This window comes from Streptomyces sp. NPDC022910, assembly GCF_055561075.1.
Genome location: NZ_JBVHHL010000038.1, coordinates 1 through 18596, shown reverse-complemented (window position 1 = coordinate 18596; position 18596 = coordinate 1). Strand labels below are relative to the sequence as shown.

General features: G+C 71.1%; 19 protein-coding genes. 11 read left to right on the top strand and 8 right to left on the bottom strand.

Features of this window, described 5'->3' with window-relative positions:
• Nucleotides 1–143: 143 nt before the first annotated feature.
• Complete coding sequence (locus tag ACZ3TS_RS29065; RefSeq protein WP_467623702.1) at nt 144–1340, top strand: peptidoglycan-binding domain-containing protein; 1197 nt, start codon at nt 144–146, stop codon at nt 1338–1340.
• 22 nt (nt 1341–1362) lie between these two features.
• On the opposite strand, the gene ACZ3TS_RS29060 is transcribed toward ACZ3TS_RS29065, so the two are convergent.
• Together ACZ3TS_RS29060 and ACZ3TS_RS29055 are read right to left on the bottom strand one after the other, a co-directional pair.
• A complete protein-coding gene (locus ACZ3TS_RS29060) occupies nt 1363–2022 on the bottom strand; it encodes an HAD-IA family hydrolase (RefSeq protein WP_467623700.1) in 660 nt (219 codons plus the stop codon).
• A gap of 199 nt (nt 2023–2221) precedes the next feature.
• On the bottom strand, nt 2222–2803 hold the full coding sequence (locus ACZ3TS_RS29055; RefSeq protein WP_467623697.1) for a TMEM165/GDT1 family protein: 582 nt from the start codon (nt 2801–2803) through the stop codon (nt 2222–2224).
• Nucleotides 2804–3200: 397 nt separating this feature from the next.
• Between ACZ3TS_RS29055 and ACZ3TS_RS29050 the strand changes: the two genes are divergently transcribed.
• From ACZ3TS_RS29050 to ACZ3TS_RS29035, 4 genes are all read left to right on the top strand, one after another.
• Nucleotides 3201–3845 (top strand): HNH endonuclease family protein, encoded by a 645-nt coding sequence (locus ACZ3TS_RS29050; protein WP_467623696.1) that lies wholly within the window; start codon nt 3201–3203, stop codon nt 3843–3845.
• 67 nt (nt 3846–3912) lie between these two features.
• Entirely contained in the window at nt 3913–5550 is a 1638-nt protein-coding gene (locus ACZ3TS_RS29045; RefSeq protein WP_467623693.1) for a DUF7800 domain-containing protein, read from the top strand.
• 143 nt (nt 5551–5693) lie between these two features.
• Nucleotides 5694–7760, top strand: a complete 2067-nt coding sequence (locus ACZ3TS_RS29040) for an FAD/NAD(P)-binding protein (RefSeq protein ID WP_467623691.1) — start codon at nt 5694–5696, stop codon at nt 7758–7760.
• Nucleotides 7761–7984: 224 nt separating this feature from the next.
• Complete coding sequence (locus tag ACZ3TS_RS29035) at nt 7985–8584, top strand: DedA family protein (RefSeq protein ID WP_467623688.1); 600 nt, start codon at nt 7985–7987, stop codon at nt 8582–8584.
• Here the strand turns inward: ACZ3TS_RS29035 and ACZ3TS_RS29030 are convergent.
• Nucleotides 8556–8804 carry a DUF2277 domain-containing protein gene (locus ACZ3TS_RS29030; protein ID WP_467623687.1) on the bottom strand — a complete coding sequence of 83 codons (249 nt, stop codon included), beginning with the start codon at nt 8802–8804 and terminating at the stop codon, nt 8556–8558. The genes ACZ3TS_RS29035 and ACZ3TS_RS29030 overlap by 29 nt on opposite strands.
• Nucleotides 8805–8894: 90 nt before the next feature.
• On the opposite strand from ACZ3TS_RS29030, the gene ACZ3TS_RS29025 reads away from it, so the two are divergent.
• Nucleotides 8895–9674 (top strand): MBL fold metallo-hydrolase, encoded by a 780-nt coding sequence (locus tag ACZ3TS_RS29025; RefSeq protein ID WP_467623685.1) that lies wholly within the window; start codon nt 8895–8897, stop codon nt 9672–9674.
• A 125-nt stretch (nt 9675–9799) separates the two neighbouring features.
• Entirely contained in the window at nt 9800–10711 is a 912-nt protein-coding gene (locus tag ACZ3TS_RS29020; protein WP_467623682.1) for a ketopantoate reductase family protein, read from the top strand.
• 4 nt (nt 10712–10715) lie between these two features.
• On the opposite strand, the gene ACZ3TS_RS29015 is transcribed toward ACZ3TS_RS29020, so the two are convergent.
• From ACZ3TS_RS29015 to ACZ3TS_RS29000, 4 genes are all read right to left on the bottom strand, one after another.
• On the bottom strand, nt 10716–10886 hold the full coding sequence (locus tag ACZ3TS_RS29015; protein ID WP_467623681.1) for a hypothetical protein: 171 nt from the start codon (nt 10884–10886) through the stop codon (nt 10716–10718).
• Between the two features lie 63 nt (nt 10887–10949).
• Entirely contained in the window at nt 10950–11537 is a 588-nt protein-coding gene (locus ACZ3TS_RS29010) for a hydrolase (protein ID WP_467623678.1), read from the bottom strand.
• Nucleotides 11538–11540: 3 nt separating this feature from the next.
• Entirely contained in the window at nt 11541–11918 is a 378-nt protein-coding gene (locus tag ACZ3TS_RS29005; RefSeq protein WP_467623677.1) for a hypothetical protein, read from the bottom strand.
• 106 nt (nt 11919–12024) lie between these two features.
• Nucleotides 12025–12474, bottom strand: a complete 450-nt coding sequence (locus tag ACZ3TS_RS29000; protein WP_467623675.1) for a MarR family winged helix-turn-helix transcriptional regulator — start codon at nt 12472–12474, stop codon at nt 12025–12027.
• 431 nt (nt 12475–12905) lie between these two features.
• On the opposite strand from ACZ3TS_RS29000, the gene ACZ3TS_RS28995 reads away from it, so the two are divergent.
• The 4 genes from ACZ3TS_RS28995 to ACZ3TS_RS28980 all read left to right on the top strand — a co-directional run bounded on the left by ACZ3TS_RS28995 (nt 12906) and on the right by ACZ3TS_RS28980 (nt 17493).
• Complete coding sequence (locus tag ACZ3TS_RS28995) at nt 12906–13247, top strand: hypothetical protein (protein WP_467623674.1); 342 nt, start codon at nt 12906–12908, stop codon at nt 13245–13247.
• 160 nt (nt 13248–13407) lie between these two features.
• Nucleotides 13408–13944, top strand: a complete 537-nt coding sequence (locus ACZ3TS_RS28990) for a hypothetical protein (protein ID WP_467623672.1) — start codon at nt 13408–13410, stop codon at nt 13942–13944.
• Nucleotides 13945–14162: 218 nt separating this feature from the next.
• Nucleotides 14163–16208, top strand: a complete 2046-nt coding sequence (locus ACZ3TS_RS28985) for a SpoIIE family protein phosphatase (protein ID WP_467623670.1) — start codon at nt 14163–14165, stop codon at nt 16206–16208.
• A gap of 523 nt (nt 16209–16731) precedes the next feature.
• Complete coding sequence (locus tag ACZ3TS_RS28980; protein ID WP_467623668.1) at nt 16732–17493, top strand: MerR family transcriptional regulator; 762 nt, start codon at nt 16732–16734, stop codon at nt 17491–17493.
• A gap of 146 nt (nt 17494–17639) precedes the next feature.
• On the opposite strand, the gene ACZ3TS_RS28975 is transcribed toward ACZ3TS_RS28980, so the two are convergent.
• Nucleotides 17640–18179 carry a YcxB family protein gene (locus tag ACZ3TS_RS28975; RefSeq protein WP_467623667.1) on the bottom strand — a complete coding sequence of 180 codons (540 nt, stop codon included), beginning with the start codon at nt 18177–18179 and terminating at the stop codon, nt 17640–17642.
• Nucleotides 18180–18596: the final 417 nt, after the last annotated feature.

Here is an 18596-nt window from a genome sequence, read left to right as displayed (position 1 = left end):
CCATCGTGCACTCTCATCCTGGTCGGTGTGACCCGTTATGGCCTGTTGAGTCCTTATGGGAAGCGGGGATTCCGGGGGCTCCCGGGAGATTGTGTGTGGGAGATCTGCATAATCTCTGGAGTTCGTCGGGAGGGGACCCACGCGTGAGCGGATCGAACGGACAGGCCTGCCCGGAGTGCGCGGCACCGCGGCGGCCGGACGGCACTCCGTCGTGCGGCTGCACCCGACGGGCGTCCGAAGCGCTACGGGACGCCCGTACGGCGGAGGCGGCAGCGGCGGAGGACTTCGACCCACTGAGGATCCGGCCGTATGTGGAGCTGGAGGTCACCACGACCGAGGCCCACGGGACAGCACAGGGGGCTACGGAGAAGCCTGCGGCGGGGCCTGTGGCACCGGACGAGACCATGCGGCTCGCGGCCCTGGGGGAGAACGCGGCGCCTCAGGCCACCGGGCCGGAGGGGGCGTCGCGGGTCGGCACCGGGCCGGAGGAGTCCGAGTGCCTCGGCGCCGGACCGGAACACACCCAGCACCTCGGCGCCGGACCGCACGCCGCCGAGCGGCCCGCGGCGGCCCCGGACGAGACCGTACGGCTCGCGGCCGCGGCACAGCTCGTGCCGGACGGGAACTCCGTGCCGGACGGGAGCCCCGGACCCAACGAGACCATGCGGCTCGGCGCCGTGCCCGGCGGGGCCTACAGGAGCAGCGGGCACGTCGCGCCCGCCCCCGCGGACGACGAGCCGCCCCGTCAACGGCGGCGCACCCTGCTGCTGGCCGCCGCCGCGGCCGTCGTGGCGGTCGTGGCGGCCGCGGGGTTCGCCAGCGGGCTGTTCTCCTACAAGCCGCCGGCACGGGACGGGGCGCTGCCCGAGGACGTACGAGCGAGCGTGCCGGAGCAGTCGTCGCCGGGCGAAGCGTCGGCACCGGCGCCCACCGAGTCCGCGTCGGCACCCTCGGCGAGCGCGACGCCGTCGCCGAGCACGAGCCCCTCGCCCTCGGTGTCGTCGAGCGCGTCGCCGAGCGCGTCCGCCTCTGCCACACAGAGCCGGTCGGCGACCACCGCGCCGGCCACCGGCTCGGCCTCACCGAGCTCCGGCAACGGCGGGGGCCAGAGCCGCTCCCCGGTCCTGCGACCCGGCGACAAGGGTCCCGAGGTCACCGAACTCCAGCTCCGGCTGCGCCGGATCAACCTGTACTTCGGCCCGGCGAACGGCCATTACGACGGCCAGGTGGAGAACTCCGTGCGCAGCTACCAGCTCGCGCGCGGCATCAGGCAGGACGAGTACGGCGTGTACGGGGCGGCGACGAGGGCGAAGCTGGAGTCGGAGACGACCGAGCCCTGACGCGTCCGCGGCCACCGGCCGGTCAGCCGATGCGCAGCCGGATCGTCCCGCCCTCCGTCGCCTCCGCGCGCACCCGTGTCAGGTCCGGGACCAGCGCGTCGGGGCCGTGGAGACCGGCCCGGGGGCCGACGCCGACCACGCGCATTCCGGCGGCGCGCCCCGCGGCGATGCCCGCGCCGGAGTCCTCGAAGACGACGCAGTCCTCCGGGGCGACACCCAGTTCGGCGGCGCCCTTCAGAAAGCCCTCGGGGTCCGGCTTGCTCGCGCCCACGCACTCGGCGGTGATCCGCAAGTCGGGCAGCTTCAGGCCCGCGGCGGCCATGCGGGCAGTGGAGAGCGCCACGTCCGCGGAGGTCACGAGGGCGTGCGGGAGTCCGGCGAGAGAGGCGAGGAAGGCGGCGGCGCCGGGGACCTCGACCACGCCGTCCATGTCGGCGGTCTCCTCGGCGAGCATGCGGGCGTTGTCGGCGAGGTTCTGCTCCATGGGGCGGTCCGGCAGCAGGACGGCCATCGACGCGTATCCCTGGCGCCCGTGCACGACCTTCATCACCTCGTCCCCGTCAAGACCGTGCCGGTCGGCCCAGCGCCGCCAGCAGCGCTCCACGACGGCATCGGAGTTGACGAGGGTGCCGTCCATGTCCAGCAGCAGGGCGCGGGCGGTGAGAACGGTCGTGGCCGTCATCGGCGTGGCTCCAGTGCGCGAGGAAGGGGCTGGCGAGCGGCCCCGGGGACAAGGCGGCCCCGCCCGCCGGTCAGGGAAAGCGGGCGGGAGCCACTTTGTTCCTCTACGGTACAAAACAAGGCCGCATCCCGCCAGCGCACGGGCGAAGCCTTCGGCACTCCGCCATCAGCCGTTCACCGACCGGCCACCCCCGCGAAGATCACGCCGCCACGGCCTCATAGAGGCTCCACACCCCCAGCACCAGCATCAACAGCGCCGCGACCTTCGTGATCAACTTCAGCGGCACCCGCTTCATCAGCGCCTTCCCACCCACGATGCCGAGCCCCGCGACCGCCCACAGGGCGAGGACCGCGCCGAGCCCCACCGAGAGCGGGTCGTCGTAGCGGGCCGCGAGGTTCGCCGTCATGATCTGCGTGAGATCACCGAACTCGGCGACCAGGATGAGCATGAAGCCCGCCGCCGAGACCCTCCAGAAGCTCTGGTTCTCGGGCCGGCGGATCTCCTCCTCGTCGTCGTCCTTCTTCAGCAGCAGCACGACGGCGCCGGCGAGGAAGAGGACACCGGTGATCCCGTGCACGATCTGCTGCGGCAACAGAGTCAGCAGGCTGCCCGCCGCGACGGCGAGCACGACGTGCAGCAGGAAGGCGGCGGCGACGCCGGCGAAGACGTACGAGGCGCGGTAACGGGTGCCGAGGACGAGCCCGGCGAGGGCCGTCTTGTCCGGCAGTTCGGCCAGGAAGACGACGCCGAACACGAGCGCCAGGACGGTGATGCTGATCAAGATCCCTCAATCGGTCGGGGCCGCCCCACCGAGAGTGCTGTGACTGCTGCGACACCTCGGCACGGCAGCACACGCTTCACCCGTGCCGTAGGACACGGGCGTGCACTGCATGCCGAAGGTCTCGCTGGCCGATCCTCAGGAAGGATCCGCCTCCGGGCGCCGGCTCAGGCGAGCTGAGCAGTATGTCGACGGTCCGGCGAAGAGCTACTCCCCTTCTGCGCCATCCATGCTACGCGACCACCGGGCGGGCCCCCAGGGGCCGTAAGTCATGTCACACCTCTTGTTGTGTCATGAACGCGTCATTAGCTTCTTACCGTACGCACACCTGGCGGCAACACACCCCCGCGAGCATTTCCACGCCCGCACCTCAACACCCCCACCCCACAAGGGAGTTCGCATGCCCAAGGTCTACGCGCGTCGACGCGTCAGCATACTCGCGGCTCTTACCGGACTGATAGCCTCTGTCGGACTCTTCAACGGTCCGACCGCCTCCGCCGCACTCCCCACCCCGGTCAGCGGCGCGACCGCACGCAGCTACCTCGCCTCACTCAGCGTGGCGACCGAGAACCGCACCGGCTACAGCCGCGACCTGTTCCCGACCTGGATCACCATCAGCGGCACCTGCAACACCCGCGAGTACATCCTCAAGCGCGACGGCACGAACGTCGTCACCGACTCCTCCTGCGCCGCCACCAGCGGCAGCTGGTACTCCCCGTACGACGGCGCGACCTGGACCGCCGCCTCCGACGTCGACATCGACCACCTGGTCCCGCTCGCCGAGGCCTGGGACTCCGGCGCGAGCAAGTGGACGACGGCCCAGCGCCAGGGCTTCGCCAACGACATCACCCGTCCGCAGCTGCTCGCCGTCACCGACAACGTCAACCAGGCCAAGGGCGACCAGGACCCGGCCACCTGGATGCCGTCGCGGACGGCGTACCGCTGCACGTACGTCCGCGCTTGGGTACAGGTGAAGTACTACTACAACCTCTCCGTCGACTCGGCCGAGAAGAGTGCGCTCCAGAGCTACCTCGCCAACTGCTGATCCCCGGACCCTCCCCGCTCACCTCCGTCGTTCCGTACCGTACGGGGCGACGGAGGAGGGGATCACCATGACAAGACTGTGCCTGGGACCGCTGCTGAGATACGTGGACGGCTCGTCCGCGACAGTCTGGGTCGAGGCGAGCCGTCCGTGCACCGCCGAGGTGCGCTGCCCCTCGGGCGCCCGCGGCACGGCACGCACCTTCCAGATCGCCGGGCACCACTACGCCGTCGTGCCGGTGACCGGGCTCGTCCCGGGCACGGCGGAGGCGTACGAGGTGCTGCTGGACGGCACGCCCGTGTGGCCGCAGCCCGAGTCGCCCTTCCCGCCCTCCGTCATCCGTACGCCCGACCCCGAGGCGGTCCGGATCACCTTCGGCTCCTGCCGCTGGGCCGCCCCTCCCGTCGGTGGGCGGGACCGTGTGGGCCCCGACGCACTCGACACCCTGGCGGCCCGCCTCGCCGCCGCCCCGGACGCCGAACGCCCCGATGTGCTGCTGCTGTTGGGCGACCAGGTGTACGCCGACGAGACGTCCTCGGCGATCCGCGACCGGATCGCCGCCCGACGCGGACTCACCGATCCGCCGGGCGGCCAGGTGGCGGACTACGAGGAGTACACCTGGCTCTACCACGAGTCGTGGCTGGACCCGGAGATCCGCTGGCTGCTGTCGACCGTGCCCAGCTGCATGATCTTCGACGACCACGACATCATCGACGACTGGAACACCAGCGCCTCCTGGGTCGCCGACATGCGCGCGACCGCGTGGTGGCGCGAGCGGCTGCTCAGCGGCCTGATGGCGTACTGGGTCCACCAGCACCTCGGCAATCTGTCGCCGGCGGAGATGGCCGCGGACCCGCTCTACGCGGCCGTGCGCGAGACCCCGGACGGAACGGACGTCCTGCGCGCGTACGCCACCCAGGCCGACGCCCACCCGTCCACCGTCCGCTGGAGCTACCACCGGGACCTCGGCCGGGTACGGGTGGTGATGGTGGACACCCGGGCGGCGCGAGTCCTCGACGAGAGCGGCCGGGCGATGCTGGACGCCGCCGAGGCGCAGTGGCTGCGCGAGCGGGTGCTCGGCGCTCGGGGCGCCTGCGACCATCTGCTGATCGGCACCTCCCTGCCCTGGCTGCTCCCCCACCTCGTGCACGACGCCGAGGTGTGGAGCGCCGCCCTGTGCCGCGGCGAGCGCGGCGCCCGGTGGGCCCGGTTCGGCGAACGTCTGCGCCGACTGGCCGACTTGGAACACTGGGCCGCGTTCCCCGCGTCGTTCGAGGCGCTGTCCGGGCTCGTCGCCGAGGCGGGTACGGGGCCGGGTGCGCCGGCGAGCGTGTGCGTGCTGTCCGGTGATGTGCATCACGGGTACGTCGCCGAGCCCGAGTGGCCGGGCCGCGGGCCCGACGCCCGCGTCCTCCAGCTGACCTGCTCCCCCGTCCACAACTCGGTCCCCCTGTCCATAAGACTCGGCTTCCGCTTCGGCTGGAGCGGCCTCGGGCGCGCCCTGGGCCGCCGTTTCGCCCGGCACGGACGGGGTGCGCGCCCCCCACTCGACTGGCGCCGGGCGGGCGGCCCGTGGTTCGGCAACCAGCTCATGACGCTGACGCTGCACGGCCGTTCGGCGTCGTTGCGGGTCGACCGGACGCGCCCGGACGGGACCGGAAAGGCACGGCTCACGACCGTGGAGGAGTCACCCTTGACCACCGCATGAGGGACATCCGGGGCGTGTGGGACGCGCGTTGGCTTCCGTGGCCCACGCGGGCATGATGAGGCGGACCGTCCGCTTCCAGCGGGCCCGTCCGTCACCCTGCGCCCCCACACGCCCGGGAGTCCCCCGTCTTGTCTGCCGCGACCATGGAATCCGTAGCCACCTCCGTCGCCCTCGTGGGTGCGGGACCGCGCGGCACGAGCGTCCTGGAACGCCTCTGCGCCTCCGCCCCCGAACTCCTCCCGCCCGGCGCGGGGCTGACCGTGCACGTCGTCGACCCGGCTCCACCGGGGCCGGGCCGCGTCTGGCGTACCGCGCAGTCCCCGGAGCTGCTGATGAACACGGTGGCCTGCCAGGTGACACTGTTCACCGACGAGAGCGTGGAGTGCGCGGGGCCGATCCGGCCGGGGCCGAGCCTGTACGAGTGGGCCCGCGACAACGGTGCGTCCGGCCCAGGGGGGTTGGACTCCGACCGCGACGAAACCGGCCGTGCGGACGCCGCGTTGGGACCCGACGACTACCCCACCCGCGCCCAGTACGGACGCTACCTGGAGTGGGTGTTCGCCCACGTGGTGGACGGCGCGCCAGAGGCGCTCCGGGTCGAGGTGCACACCGGCCGCGCGATACGCCTGGACGACGCGCCCGACGGCCGCCAGACGCTCACCCTCTCCACCGGCCGCACCCTGACGGGACTGTCCGCCGTGGTCCTCGCGCAGGGCCATCTCCCCTCGGTCGCGGACCCCGACCGGCGTCGGCTCACCGCGCACGCGGCCCGTCATGGACTGCGCCACATCCCTCCCGCCAATCCGGCGGATGTCGACCTCTCCCCGCTCGAACCCGGCGAACCGGTCCTGCTGCGCGGCCTGGGCCTCAACTTCTTCGACCACATGGCCCTTCTCACGACGGGCCGCGGCGGCCGCTTCGTCCGCGCCGCCGCGGAACTGCGCTACCTGCCCTCGGGACGGGAGCCGCGGCTGTACGCCGGTTCCCGCCGCGGTGTGCCCCACCAGGCGCGCGGCGACAACGCGAAGGGCCCCTTCGGCCGCCATGCGCCCCTGCTGCTGACGGACGAGGTGACCGCCCGGTTCCGCAAGCGCGCGGACTCCGGGGAGGCGCCGGACTTCAGGGCCGAGATATGGCCGTTGGTGGCGAAGGAGGTGGAAACGGTCTACTACGAGGCGTTGCTGGCCCGCCGGGGTGCCGAACGGTCCGGTTTCCGGGACCGCTTTCTGGCCACCGACCACCGCGACCCCGAGGAGAGCGCCCTCCTCGACGAGTTCGGCATATCCCGTACCGATCGCTGGCGCTGGGACCGCGTCTCCCGCCCGTACACGGGACGGACCTTCGACTCGCCCTCCGCATGGCGAAGTTGGCTTCTCGACCACCTCCGCGAGGACGCCGCGCAGGCCGCGCTCGGCAATGTCGAGGGCCCGCTCAAGGCCGCGCTGGACGTGCTGCGCGACCTTCGCAACGAACTGCGCCTGATCGTCGACCACGGCGGTCTGTCCGGCGACTCCCGCCGGGACCATCTGGACCGCTGGTACACCCCGCTCAACGCCTTCCTGTCCATCGGTCCGCCCAGGCGGCGCATCGAGGAGATGACCGCGCTGATCGAGGCGGGCGTACTGGAGGTGGTGGGCCCGCGTCTGGAGGTGCGGGCCGAGGCCGGGGCCTGGGTCGCGCACTCCCCGGACGTCCCGCGCTCGACCGTACGTGTCCGCACACTCGTCGAGGCGCGGCTGCCGGAGCCGGATCTGCGACGCACCGCCGACGAACTCCTCGGCGGCCTGTTCCGGGCGGGCGGATGCCGTCCGCACACGGTGGACGGTTACGAAACCGGAGGCGTGGACGTGACACCGCGCCCCTACCGTCTGGTCGACCGACAGGGCATCGCCCATCCACGGCGATTCGCGTTCGGTGTGCCCACCGAGGGCGTGCACTGGGTGACCGCCGCGGGTGCCAGGCCCGGGGTGGATTCGGTCACCTTGTCCGACGCCGACGCGGTGGCGCGCGCGGTCCTGCGTGCGGCGGCGGCCGAAACGGAACCGCGAGCGTCGTCGGCCGCATGGCCAAACGTTGAGCTCGCAAGCATTGATCAGGTTCGCCACAGCGCCGCCTCACCCTTCGGCGTCCCAGGTGGCACGGCGGGCGCCAAGGGCGACACGTTCGCCCCCGACCGTCTCTTCGCCTCCCGCTCGGCCGCCGACAAGTAGCGGGCCTCGGAGCCCGTCGCGGCCTGCCCCGGCGCCCGCCGGGACCGCCCAGTCCCGTCTCGTCCAGCGTGAGGAGACCGCCCAGAAATCGCCTCACCAACCCCCGGCGCATCCCTCGTCACAGCCGCCGCGTACACTGTATGGCTGTTGAAGGCCGCTCCTGCCGCTCCCCCCGCGACATCGCGGCACGCAGTTGCCTCTGGGGAGTCGGACGGGGAGTTCGGGTGTTCGAGAGTATGGGGTCGCTGGCCGGCAGCCCCTGGATCTACTCCGTGGTGGCCGCGTCGGTCCTGCTGGACGTGTTCCTGCCGCTGTTGCCGAGTGGCGTCCTGGTCATCACGGCGGCGACCGCCGCGGCGGCCGGATCGGCCGTGGCGCACGCGCCGGACATCCTCGGACTCGTCCTGTGCGCGGCGACGGCCTCGGTCCTGGGTGACCTGGTCGCCTACCGCCTGGCCTGGCACGGCGGGGCCCGCCTGGACCGCGCGATAGCCCGCTCGCGCCGGTTGACCAACGCGCAGGAACGTCTCGGCGCGGCGCTCGCCCGCGGCGGCGGCGCTCTGGTGATCCTCGCCCGGTTCGCGCCCGCGGGCCGCTCCGTCGTCTCCCTCGGCGCGGGCGCCGCCCACCGCCGCGCCCGGGACTTCCTGCCCTGGTCGGCGCTGGCGGGCATCGCCTGGGCCGCGTACAGCGTGGCCCTCGGCTACTTCGGCGGCCAGTGGCTGGGCGCGAGCTGGCTGGCGACGGGCGTCTCGGCGGCGGCCCTGTTCGCGGCGGGCGCGGGTGCGGCCTATCTCATGCGTGTGCCCGCCCCACGGGAGTAGCTTCCCCGGTCCGGCCCCGTACCTCGAGGCCGGCGAGCAGTTCCGCGGTGGCCGCGGCGATCGCGTCCACCGCGTGTTCGAAGACCTCGCGGTTGTGGGCGGCCGGGGCGCGGAAGCCGGAGACCTTGCGCACGAACTGGAGGGCCGCGCCGCGGATCTCCTCCTCCGTGGCGTCCTCGGGGATGGCGGGCGGCCTGAGCGTCTTGATACTGCGGCACATGCGTCCAGTGTCGCGCCTACGGCCCGCGCACATGCGACCTCGTGCGAACCGGTGGGAATACCCCCACTGCCCCTCCGGATTGTGCACGGCATGACCACTGTCGACATCCTCTACGTGGGCGGCCCCACGGCCGTCGTCGAACTGGACGGCGTACGTCTGATCACCGACCCCACCTTCGACGCCCCGGGCGAGTACCCCATCGGCTCACGGAGCCTGGTGAAGACGGCGGGTCCGGCCGTCCCGGCGACGGAGATCGCGCCGGTCGACGCCGTCCTCCTCTCCCACGACCAGCATCCGGACAACCTCGACGCCGCGGGCCGCCGCTACCTCGCCGAGGTCCCGCTGGCCCTGTCCACGGCGTCGGCGTACGACCGCATCGGCGCCCCCGTGCGGGCCCTGCCGACCTGGCAGTACGTGGAACTTCCGCGTCCGGGCGGCGGGGTGCTGCGCGTGACCGCCGTCCCCGCGCTGCACGGCCCCGAGGGCAGCGAACCGATCGTCGGCGAGGTCACCGGCTTCGTCCTGTCCGGCGAGGGCCTGCCCACGGTGTACGTCAGCGGCGACAACGCCTCGCTGAATGTGGTGCGCGCGATCGCCGACCGCCTCGGTCCGTTCGACGTGGCCGTCCTGTTCGCCGGAGCCGCCCGCACCCCGCTCGTCCCGGACGCCACGCTGACGCTGACCAGCGAGGCCGCCGCCGAGGCGACCGGGATCCTCGGCGCCCGCCATGTCGTCCCGCTGCACTTCGAGCACTGGGCCCACTTCACCCAGGACGGCGGCACGCTCACGAAGGCGTTCGCGCAGGCGGGCCTGACCGACCGCCTGCACCTGCCCACACCGGGGTCCTCGGTACGGCTGCGGAGGGACTGACCGACTCCCGGAATTTCCTTGGGTATCGGCAAGTATCCCCGAGGATTGACTGCACTCACGGCGGCTTGTGATCCTCGCCGAGGCCCCGCACCGGGGCCCTCGGCACGAGAATGCGGGGACGGAACATGGCAAACGACGACCTCACAGTGGCGGTCCTGGGCCCGGGCGGTGTCGGCGGTCTGCTCGCCGCACTGCTGGCAAGGGCCGGTCACCGGGTGATCTGTCTGGCGGGCGACGAGACCGCGCGGACCCTGCGCGAGCACGGCATCCGCGTGCACAGCGGCCGGTACGGCGAGTTCACCGCGCGGGTCGAGGCGGACACGGAACTGCGCGAGCCGGCCGACGTCGTGCTCGTCGCGGTCAAGCACACCGCACTCGACGCCGCGCTGGAGCGTGTGCCGGCGAAGGCACTCGACGACAACGGGCTGGTCGTACCGCTGTTGAACGGCGTGGAACACCCGGCGGCACTGCGCGGGCGCTACGGCGTCGCACGGGTGGCGCCCGCCGTCATCCGCGTCGAGTCGACCCGCCTCGCGCCCGGGGTGATCGAGCACGGCAGTCCGTTCGTGGAGGTCGATCTGACCGGGGAGACCGTGGCGCGCGACCGGCTCGACCGGCTCGCCGGGGCCCTGGAGTGGGCGGGGGTGCGGGTACGCGTGCTGGAAGGGGAGGCGGCGGCCCTGTGGGCGAAGATGGCGTTCCTCGCGCCGTTCGCGCTGCTGACGACGCGGTACGGGGTACCGCTGGGCGAGATCCGCACCCGGTACCGGGAGGAGCTGGTGTCCCTGGTGGAGGAGACGGCGGCGGTCGGCAGGGCGAGCGGAGCCGCCACGGACGCGGCGGCGGCCCTGGCCCGGTACGACGCGTTCCCTGCGGAGATGAGGTCGTCGATGCAGCGCGACGCTGAGGCGGGCCGGCCGCTCGAACTGGACGCGATCGGCGGGGCGTTGCTGCGGGCGGCCGAGCTGCACGGGGTGGCGGTGCCGGTGGCGACCAGGCTCGTAAGGGAGTTGGGCTGGTCGTTTCTGGACTCCTGAGCGTTCAGGACCCGGAATTGTGCCGGGTGACCGTGTCGGCGAAGGCGCGGGCCGACGGGGACAGGGTCTCCCAGCGGCGTACCGCCCAGCCGACGGTGAGCGGCGCCGGCCCGGGCACGCGGATGAACCGCAGCCCGGGCCGGCTGTGCGCGCGCCAGCCGGGCAGATCGGGCACGACCGCATGGCCGACTGGTAGCCGCCGGGCTGGGCCGGCCCACGGGCGGTGGAGACCCGAGGGTCAGACCGCGTGGGTCTTGGCGAGCAGCTCCAGGACCTCGGCCGTCGTACCCGTCTCCCCGAGGCGCGGGAAGATCCGCTCGACGCTGCCCCGGTGCGCCTCGGGGTCGGCGTCGGCCATGGCGTCGGTGGCGAGCGTGACGTGGTAGCCGTGCTCGTACGCGGCCCGCGCGGTGGACTCGACGCCGATGCTGGTGGCGATGCCCGTCAGCACGATCTGGGTGACTCCGCGGCGGCGCAGCTGGACGTCCAGGTCGGTGCCGTGGAAGGCGCCCCAGTTGTGCTTGGTGACGTGGAGGTCGCCCGGGTGGCCGGACAGTTCGTCGACGATGACGTCCCAGCCCTCGGGGTAGGCGCCGGCGCCGCGCTGCTGCTCGGTGCGGCCGGGTACGGCGTCGGCCCAGTCGGCGGCGAAGGAGACCCGGACCAGGACGACCGGGAGGTCCCGCGCCCGGAAGGCGTCGGCGAGTTCGGCGGAGCGGGCCACCACCTCGGGGCCGCTGTGGGGCTGGACGGGCATCCCGACGATGCCGTTCTGCAGGTCGATCACGACGAGGGCGGTGCGCGAGTCGAGTGTGGTGAGAGCCATGGCTCAGGCCTTTTCGGAGGTGGGGGTGGAAGTGGGAGAGGCTGGGGTGAGAGCGGACAGGGAACGGTCGGGCAGGGTGACCAGCACGAGCAGGGCGGATCCCGCCGCCATGAACAGGGCCAGCTCGTGCAGTCCCGCCGTGTCGGCGCCGTGGGCGAAGAAGGCCGCGTTCGCTGCGGAGGCGCCCAGCGCACCGAGGTACATGAAGGTGCGCAGCAATCCGGCGGCGGAGGCGATGCGTTCGGGGGCGGACTGCCGGTAGAGGGCGTTCTGGGTGGCGAGGCCGATCAGGGCCTGCGGGACTCCCATGACGACGCCGACGGCGATCAGCAGCCACACCGGGCTGTCGGAGTCCAGCAGGAGCAGCCCCTCACAGGCCACGACCTCAGTACGGAACCCAGGATCATCGGGGCGATCAGTCGGGGGTCGAAGCGGTCGGCCGGCACGGGCAGCCGGGTCCCCGCGGCCGTGCCGGCGAGTTTCGGTATCACGGCCGGGTGAGCCGTTCCATCAGGGTGAGCGCCGCCAGGACCTTCTGGCGCTCCTCCTCCGTGTAACGGTCCTGCAGGGCGCGGGCCAGCCACTCCTTGCGGGCCTGCTGGTCGCCCTCGACGCGCTCGCGCCCGGCCTCGGTGAGGGTCACCAACTGACGGCGGCCGTCGGCCGGGTCGGGACTGCGCCGGATCAGGCCGTGCTGTTCGAGGACGGCGAGCGTGGCGGCCATCGACTGCGGGCGCACGCCCTCGGCGGACGCCAGGGTGCTGGCGGTCGCGGCGCCGCCCTTGCTCACCAGAGTGAGCGCCGACACCTGGGAGGGCGTGAGCTCCTCGTCCCCGGCGACCTCCCTGATACGACGCCGCAGCCGGCTGAACACGACCCGCAGGTCACGCGCCGCACGCGCAGCGGACTCGGAGACGCCTTCGGGGTTCTGCTCCATGGTGGTGACGGTAATTCCTTCAGGTAAGGCTGTCCAGCTAGACCTGAGCAGCCTTACCTGAATAGAACGGAACACTCAGTGGGATCCGTCCGGCGTCGAGGATCATGTCGAGCGACCCGAGACCGTCCGCGCCGGCGAGGGAGGCGACCCGCCGGAAGCCGTTCTTCTCGTGGTAGCGGAGGCGCGGGCGTTGCGAGGACGCCGCCCCACAGGATCGGCAGCGGAGAGGCGGATGCCGACGGCCCGGTAGCGCGCCATGTCACCCGGGATGAGGGAGAGACCGGGTTCGAGACGGCGTTTCGGCGATCTGAGTCAGCGTGAGGCCGCAGGCAAGGATCCCGTCAGACGGGACAACCGTTCGAGAACAATCGTTCGAGTGAAGTCACTGAAGCAGCTCGCGTCGCAAAATCGAACAGGCGTAGCATTGCGGCGTGGCTGCGACCTATGACTTTCCGAGTGACCTCCTCGCCGGTCAGGAGGAGCTGCATCAGGTCCGGGCCGAGCTCCTGGCCCTGCTGAAGCGGCTTCCCTGGTCGGTGGAGCCGCTGGACGGATTCAGCGACGACACCGGCTGGCGCAAGGTGGAACGCCCCGCTTCCCCGGGCTGGACCGAGGACGAACAGGCGGAGGTGGAAAAGCTCCGCCAACGCGAGCGGGAGCTGGCGGTGTTCGTCTCCTGCCACCGCTTCTGGGCGGAGGTCGCGGTCGAGGACACGGTGACCATGCGGATGCGTCTGAAGCACGCGCACGAGGAGCCGTCACAGGAGGCATGACGGAGCGAACGCCGAGGACCCCGGCCGGTGGCGGCCGGGGTCCTCGGCTGAAACAGCCTTTGCGAACTCCTGGCATCGCGGCTGTTGACCCCGCGTTCCGCACGACGTTGGATCTTCACTGCCCGCACGGGTGTCCCCGGGCAGAGAGCGAGCTGGGACGATGGCCGAGGCCGCGAGATCCGGGCTGATACGGGTGGTGCGCTTCGAGCGGATGTGCGCGCTGATGACGGGTGCGGGCATGGTGCTGTCCGAGGCGGTGCTGCTGGTCCTGATCGGCACCGCTCGCCGGCTGGAGACGTTGACGGTGGGAGCCACCGTGGTCACCCTCGTGTCGCTCTTGCTGCTCCCGCTGGGTTTCCGTCTCCCCGCCCGGCTCCGCCGCAAGTACGAGCACGCCGCAGCGATCGGCGACGTCGCCGAACCGTACCCGGGGCAGGAGGCGACGCGACGGCTGACGCTACGGCGCACGGCCGGATTCGTGGGTGCGTCGGCCTGCTGGATGTTGCTCATCGGCCTGACGTTCCACGAGGTCATGCCACCCCTCATGCTGCTCCCGGTGGCCGTGACCCAGTGGGCGCGGTCCCGGGCGACGGCGGACTGGGAGCAGGCGAACGGCGCGGCCCTGTGGCAGGGCGTTCCCGGCCTGCTGGGCAACCGAGGCCCGGTGTTCCGCGTGCCGACGGAGGGCGGGACGTGAGGTGCTGCAGGATCACATGGATCACATGGATCACATGGATCACACCGAGGGAAATGCCCTGTAGGTGACCGCACAGCGAGACCGGGCCGACCGCACGGCTCGGGCAAGATCACCCGCCGCACCGCACCCGGGACGTCCCTCCCCGGTTGGTTGCGGTCGTAAAGCCAGACCCACAGCTCCCGACTCAGGGGATGATTATGAGTGGGTATGGTGAATTTGTGCAGGTTCTCAGGGGTCGCTCGATAGCCATGGTGTGCGCCCTAGCCATGGTGTGCGCCCTGGTGGGGCCGCTGCTTGTCTGCCTCGCGCTGGTGCCGATCCGGACCAGGTTCCCCAGCGTCGATGCGGCTCTCGTCCTGGTGGCGGTGGTGGTGGCCGTGGCCGCTCAGGGCTACCGCCTCGCCGGCATGGTCGCGGCGGTGTCGGCCGCCGTCTGGTTCGACTACTTCCTCGTCCCGCCATGGCAGAACTGGTCCCTGGGAAGTGCCGAGGACACCTGGACGGTTCTCCTGCTGCTGGTCATCGGTGTCGCGGTCTCGGAGCTGGCTGTTCGCACCCGTGTCCAGCGCAAGCGGGCGCAGGTGGCTCATGGACACCTCGGGTTGCTGTGCGATGCCAGCACGACCATCGGCACCACCCTCGATATGGAGCGGACCGCACAGGAGCTGGTGCGGGTGGCCGTACCCCGGTTCGCCGACTTCGTCACGGTCGACCTGGCGGCGTCCGTCCTGCTCGGTGAGGAGCCGGAGGACGGCTCCAGGGAAGTGCGGCGGGTGGCTGCGGCAGGCATCCGGGAGAACCATCCGCTCCACCCCAGGGGCGCGCTGCCCGAGCCCCTTGCTCCGGCGCCCTACGGCCTCCGCAGCGGGCTTGCCCGGTTGGAGCCCGACCTGCACGCCTCGGCCGCATGGCGGTCTCTGGTCCCGGATCACGGCGAGAGCGTGCTGGACTTCGGCCTCGGCTCGCTGATCACAGCGCCGCTGCAGGCACGGGGCATGCTGCTGGGGACGGCCAACTTCTGGCGCACGCAAGAAACCCAGCCCTTCGACGACAGCGATCTGTCCATCGCCGAGGAACTGGCCGCCAAGGCTGCCGCAGCCGTGGACAACGCGCGTCGTTACACCCGCGAACGGGCTACAGCGCTGGCTCTGCAACGCAGTCTGCTGCCGCATCAGCTCCCCGGGCAGACGGCAGCGGATGTGGCCTTCAGGTATGTGCCGGCGGGCGCGCAGGCCGGGGTGGGCGGCGACTGGTTCGACGTGATCCCGCTCTCCGGCAGCCGGGTCGCGCTCGTCGTCGGGGATGTCGTCGGCCACGGCATCAACGCGTCGGCCACCATGGGATGGTTGCGCACCGCCGTGCGCACCCTGGCCGACATCGACCTGCCACCCGACGAGCTCATCACCCACCTCGACGACCTTGTCCTCCACTTCACCGACGACGAGCAGTCCGGCGTGGCCGAAGGAGACGAGACGGCGGGCGGCCACGTGGGAGCGACCTGCCTGTACGCGGTCTACGACCCGGTCTCACGGCGCTGCACACTGGCCTCGGCAGGTCACCCGTTGCCCGTCCTCCTCACCCCCGACGGTGCTGTGGATCTTGTCTGCGGCTTCGTGGGCCCGCCGCTCGGTCTGGGCGGCCTGCCCTTCGAATGCACTGAGCTGGACCTGCCCGCGGGCAGCGTGCTGGCCCTCTACTCCGACGGCCTGGTCGAGACCCGTGAGCGCGACCTCGACGAAGGCGTGACCGCATTGCGTCACGCGCTGGCGTCGCCATCGGCATCGGTGTCGCTGGAAGCCGCCTGCGACACCATCATCCACTCGCTGGTCACCGATCGTCCCACCGACGACGTGGCCCTGTTGCTCGCGCGCACCTGCGCGCTCACCTCGGACCGGGTCGCCAGCTGGGACATACCCGCCGTCCCGGCGCTGGTCGCGCGCGTACGGCAGCTCGCCGTCGAGCAGCTGGACGCATGGGGACTGTGGGATGCGACGTACATCACCGAGCTGCTCGTCAGCGAGTTGGTCACCAACGCCATCCGCTACGGCGAACCCCCGATCGAGCTGAGACTGATCCGCGACAACTCGCTGATCTGCGAGGTCTCCGACGCCAGCAGCACCGTCCCCCACCTGCGCCGCGCCCGCATCTACGACGAAGGCGGCCGGGGCCTCCTCCTGGTCGCCCAGCTCAGCCAGAAGTGGGGAACCCGGCACAACACCACGGGTAAGACCATCTGGTGCCAGCAGGTGCTGCCGACCACCTGAACGGTCGCGCACAGTTCTCGCCAGGCGTTGCTCAGTCGCGAGGCTCGGCAAGCAGATCACGAAATGTCTCCGACCTGCCGGGAGAAGCGCGCTCCGCTTCGGTGAGCCCGCGACCCTGGAGCGCCGTGACATCGATCTGGAGGGCCGAACCGTCTCCGTCCGGCACTCGTGACTCTGAGACCCGACGGCCGTGACGACCTGATCGCCGACCACGTCGACGACCAGATCAAGAAAGCCGAAGGCCCAGGTCTCCGGGTTCTCACCCGCTGACCTGGGCCTTTGATGTGTCCTGGAACTGGTGGGCGCGGACGGTTTCGAACCGCCGACATCCGCCTTGTAAGTTCGGTCCAGCGACCTTGACGGCCTGTCTACTGACGCAGGACGGGGCACCGGTGTCGGAGCCCGAGGGTGGGCCTTCAGCGCGGGGCGCGGTGGTCCGGGCTGCGCTTGACCTTTCCCTTGCGTCAACTTCTACCGTCGTTGATGAGGCCGGAGAAACCGGCCCAGCTGATGGGAGACGGTCATGGCGTGGTCGATCGCGGACGTGGCCCGTATGTCCGGGGTGACGTCCCGGACCCTGCGGCACTACGACGAGATCGGGTTGTTGCCTCCGGCGTGGATTGGCGGCAACGGCTACCGCCACTACGAGGAGAACGATCTGCTGCGGTTGCAGCAGATCCTTGTGCTGCGGGAACTGGGCCTTGGGCTGACCGAGATCGCCGAGGTCTTGGACCATCAGGTCGACGAGGTGGAGGCGCTTCGCGCGCACCACAAGCGGCTCCTGATGGAACGGGATCGGCTCGCTACCTTGGCAGGGACCGTCGAACGCACGATCGCTGAACTGGAGGAAAGGAAGGACAGCAACAACATGCCGAAGATCAACAAGCCGGAGAACCTGTTCGAGGGCTTCGACGCCTCGCAGCACGACGCGCAGGCCCGCGAGCGGTGGCCGGCACAGTGGGAGCAGTCCCGGCAGTTCGTGGACACCCTCACCCCGCAGGACCACGAGCGGATGCAGCGGGAGACCACCGCGCAGATGATCCGGATGGCCGAGCTCATGGCTGCCGGAACGCCGGCTGACGACCCGGCCGTGCTGGCCGAGGTCGACGCCCACTACCAGGGTGTGTGCCGGTTCTGGACGCCCACCGCGCCCGCGTACAAGGGTCTGGGCCAGACCTACGTCGACGACCCGCAGTTCAAGTCGGCCTACGACAAGATCGCCGTCGGCCTGGCCGAGTACCAGCGTGACGCAATGGCCGCATACGCCGGCGCACGGCTGAGCTGAACCCCGGTCGCTGAAGTCTGCCCGGCTGATCAGACGTTCGCCGGCGGGTGGAGTTAGTCGGCTGCGGTCGCGGCGGTTGCTGTACGCCACATCCCAGTGGCAGGCCCCGGCCGTCGACCGACGGCGGGGGGCGCCTTTCACGTCTGTTACACGCGAGTGATGTGCTGGTCCAGGATGGCCCGAAGCCTGTCGAGGTCCCCGGCCTCATGCACGCCCCGCTTGGGCAGGACTTCGAGCCACATGATGTTGGGGTCCCGGCTGAGCAGGACGAAGTGGTCGGCCGTCTCCCGGTAGCCCTGGTAGATGGACCACTTCTGGATCAACGTGCTGTGGTCGCTGCGGCAGGTGATCCCGGTCGCAGACACGGTGGCGCGGTACTCGCCCTGCCATCCGATGATCCGCTGCACGTAGGCGACGTGTAGCCGTGGGTACCCCCACATCCACAGGACAACGAACAAAAGCAGAAGGGTCGAGACCACGTCGATAGTGATCAGCCAGAACCCCACCGACAGCGCGAGGAGCACGCCCCGCAGCACTAGTTTGGTGCGCTTGATCCGGTCGCGGACCCGCAGACCGACCCGTGTGTCGGCAGGCTGGGGCCGGTACACCAGCTGGACCACGGTCTGCTCGTCCATGACATCGTCGGAGGTTTCCGCGCTGTTGTTGGTCCTGCGGCCCTTGTCCATGATCCCTCCTCGGTACGAAGACCGCGGATCTTATCGAACTTCAGTGCTGGTAAGAACTGCTACTCGCGATCCAACTGCAGTCTTGAAAACCGTCGTGGCGCGAGCCACCGTGGGTTCAAATCCCACACCCATCGTGCAGGTGAACGGCCCTTGACCAGGTGAATCAGTCAGGGGCCGTTGCGTTGCGCCGTGCCCGCTCGACACCGCAGTTCCCCGTGGTTCCCCGTGCAGTCGGGCACGGATGGGACCGGCGCTGCCAATTGCTGGGGTTGCTGTACTTCGCTGCTGTATCGCAGATTCCCGTGCAGGCTGCCGGGAGGCCTGAGGGCCGGTGGGACTGCGTACGCCGGTGGCGCCAGCGCATCGTGTCAGATGCGGCTGAGCGCCAGCTTCTCCACGTCGATGAACTTCTGCTCC

Bases quoted from the DNA above. Each gene is read 5' to 3' on its own strand.
- ACZ3TS_RS28980 (WP_467623668.1), top strand. From the start codon at position 16,732: ATGGCGTGGTCGATCGCGGACGTGGCCCGTATGTCCGGGGTGACGTCC.
- ACZ3TS_RS29050 (WP_467623696.1), top strand. From the start codon at position 3,201: ATGCCCAAGGTCTACGCGCGTCGACGCGTCAGCATACTCGCGGCTCTT.
- ACZ3TS_RS29000 (WP_467623675.1), bottom strand. From the start codon at position 12,474: ATGGAGCAGAACCCCGAAGGCGTCTCCGAGTCCGCTGCGCGTGCGGCG.
- ACZ3TS_RS29045 (WP_467623693.1), top strand. From the start codon at position 3,913: ATGACAAGACTGTGCCTGGGACCGCTGCTGAGATACGTGGACGGCTCG.
- ACZ3TS_RS29010 (WP_467623678.1), bottom strand. From the start codon at position 11,537: ATGGCTCTCACCACACTCGACTCGCGCACCGCCCTCGTCGTGATCGAC.
- ACZ3TS_RS28990 (WP_467623672.1), top strand. From the start codon at position 13,408: ATGGCCGAGGCCGCGAGATCCGGGCTGATACGGGTGGTGCGCTTCGAG.
- ACZ3TS_RS28975 (WP_467623667.1), bottom strand. From the start codon at position 18,179: ATGGACAAGGGCCGCAGGACCAACAACAGCGCGGAAACCTCCGACGAT.
- ACZ3TS_RS29060 (WP_467623700.1), bottom strand. From the start codon at position 2,022: ATGACGGCCACGACCGTTCTCACCGCCCGCGCCCTGCTGCTGGACATG.
- ACZ3TS_RS29025 (WP_467623685.1), top strand. From the start codon at position 8,895: ATGACCACTGTCGACATCCTCTACGTGGGCGGCCCCACGGCCGTCGTC.
- ACZ3TS_RS29040 (WP_467623691.1), top strand. From the start codon at position 5,694: ATGGAATCCGTAGCCACCTCCGTCGCCCTCGTGGGTGCGGGACCGCGC.
- ACZ3TS_RS29030 (WP_467623687.1), bottom strand. From the start codon at position 8,804: ATGTGCCGCAGTATCAAGACGCTCAGGCCGCCCGCCATCCCCGAGGAC.
- ACZ3TS_RS29020 (WP_467623682.1), top strand. From the start codon at position 9,800: ATGGCAAACGACGACCTCACAGTGGCGGTCCTGGGCCCGGGCGGTGTC.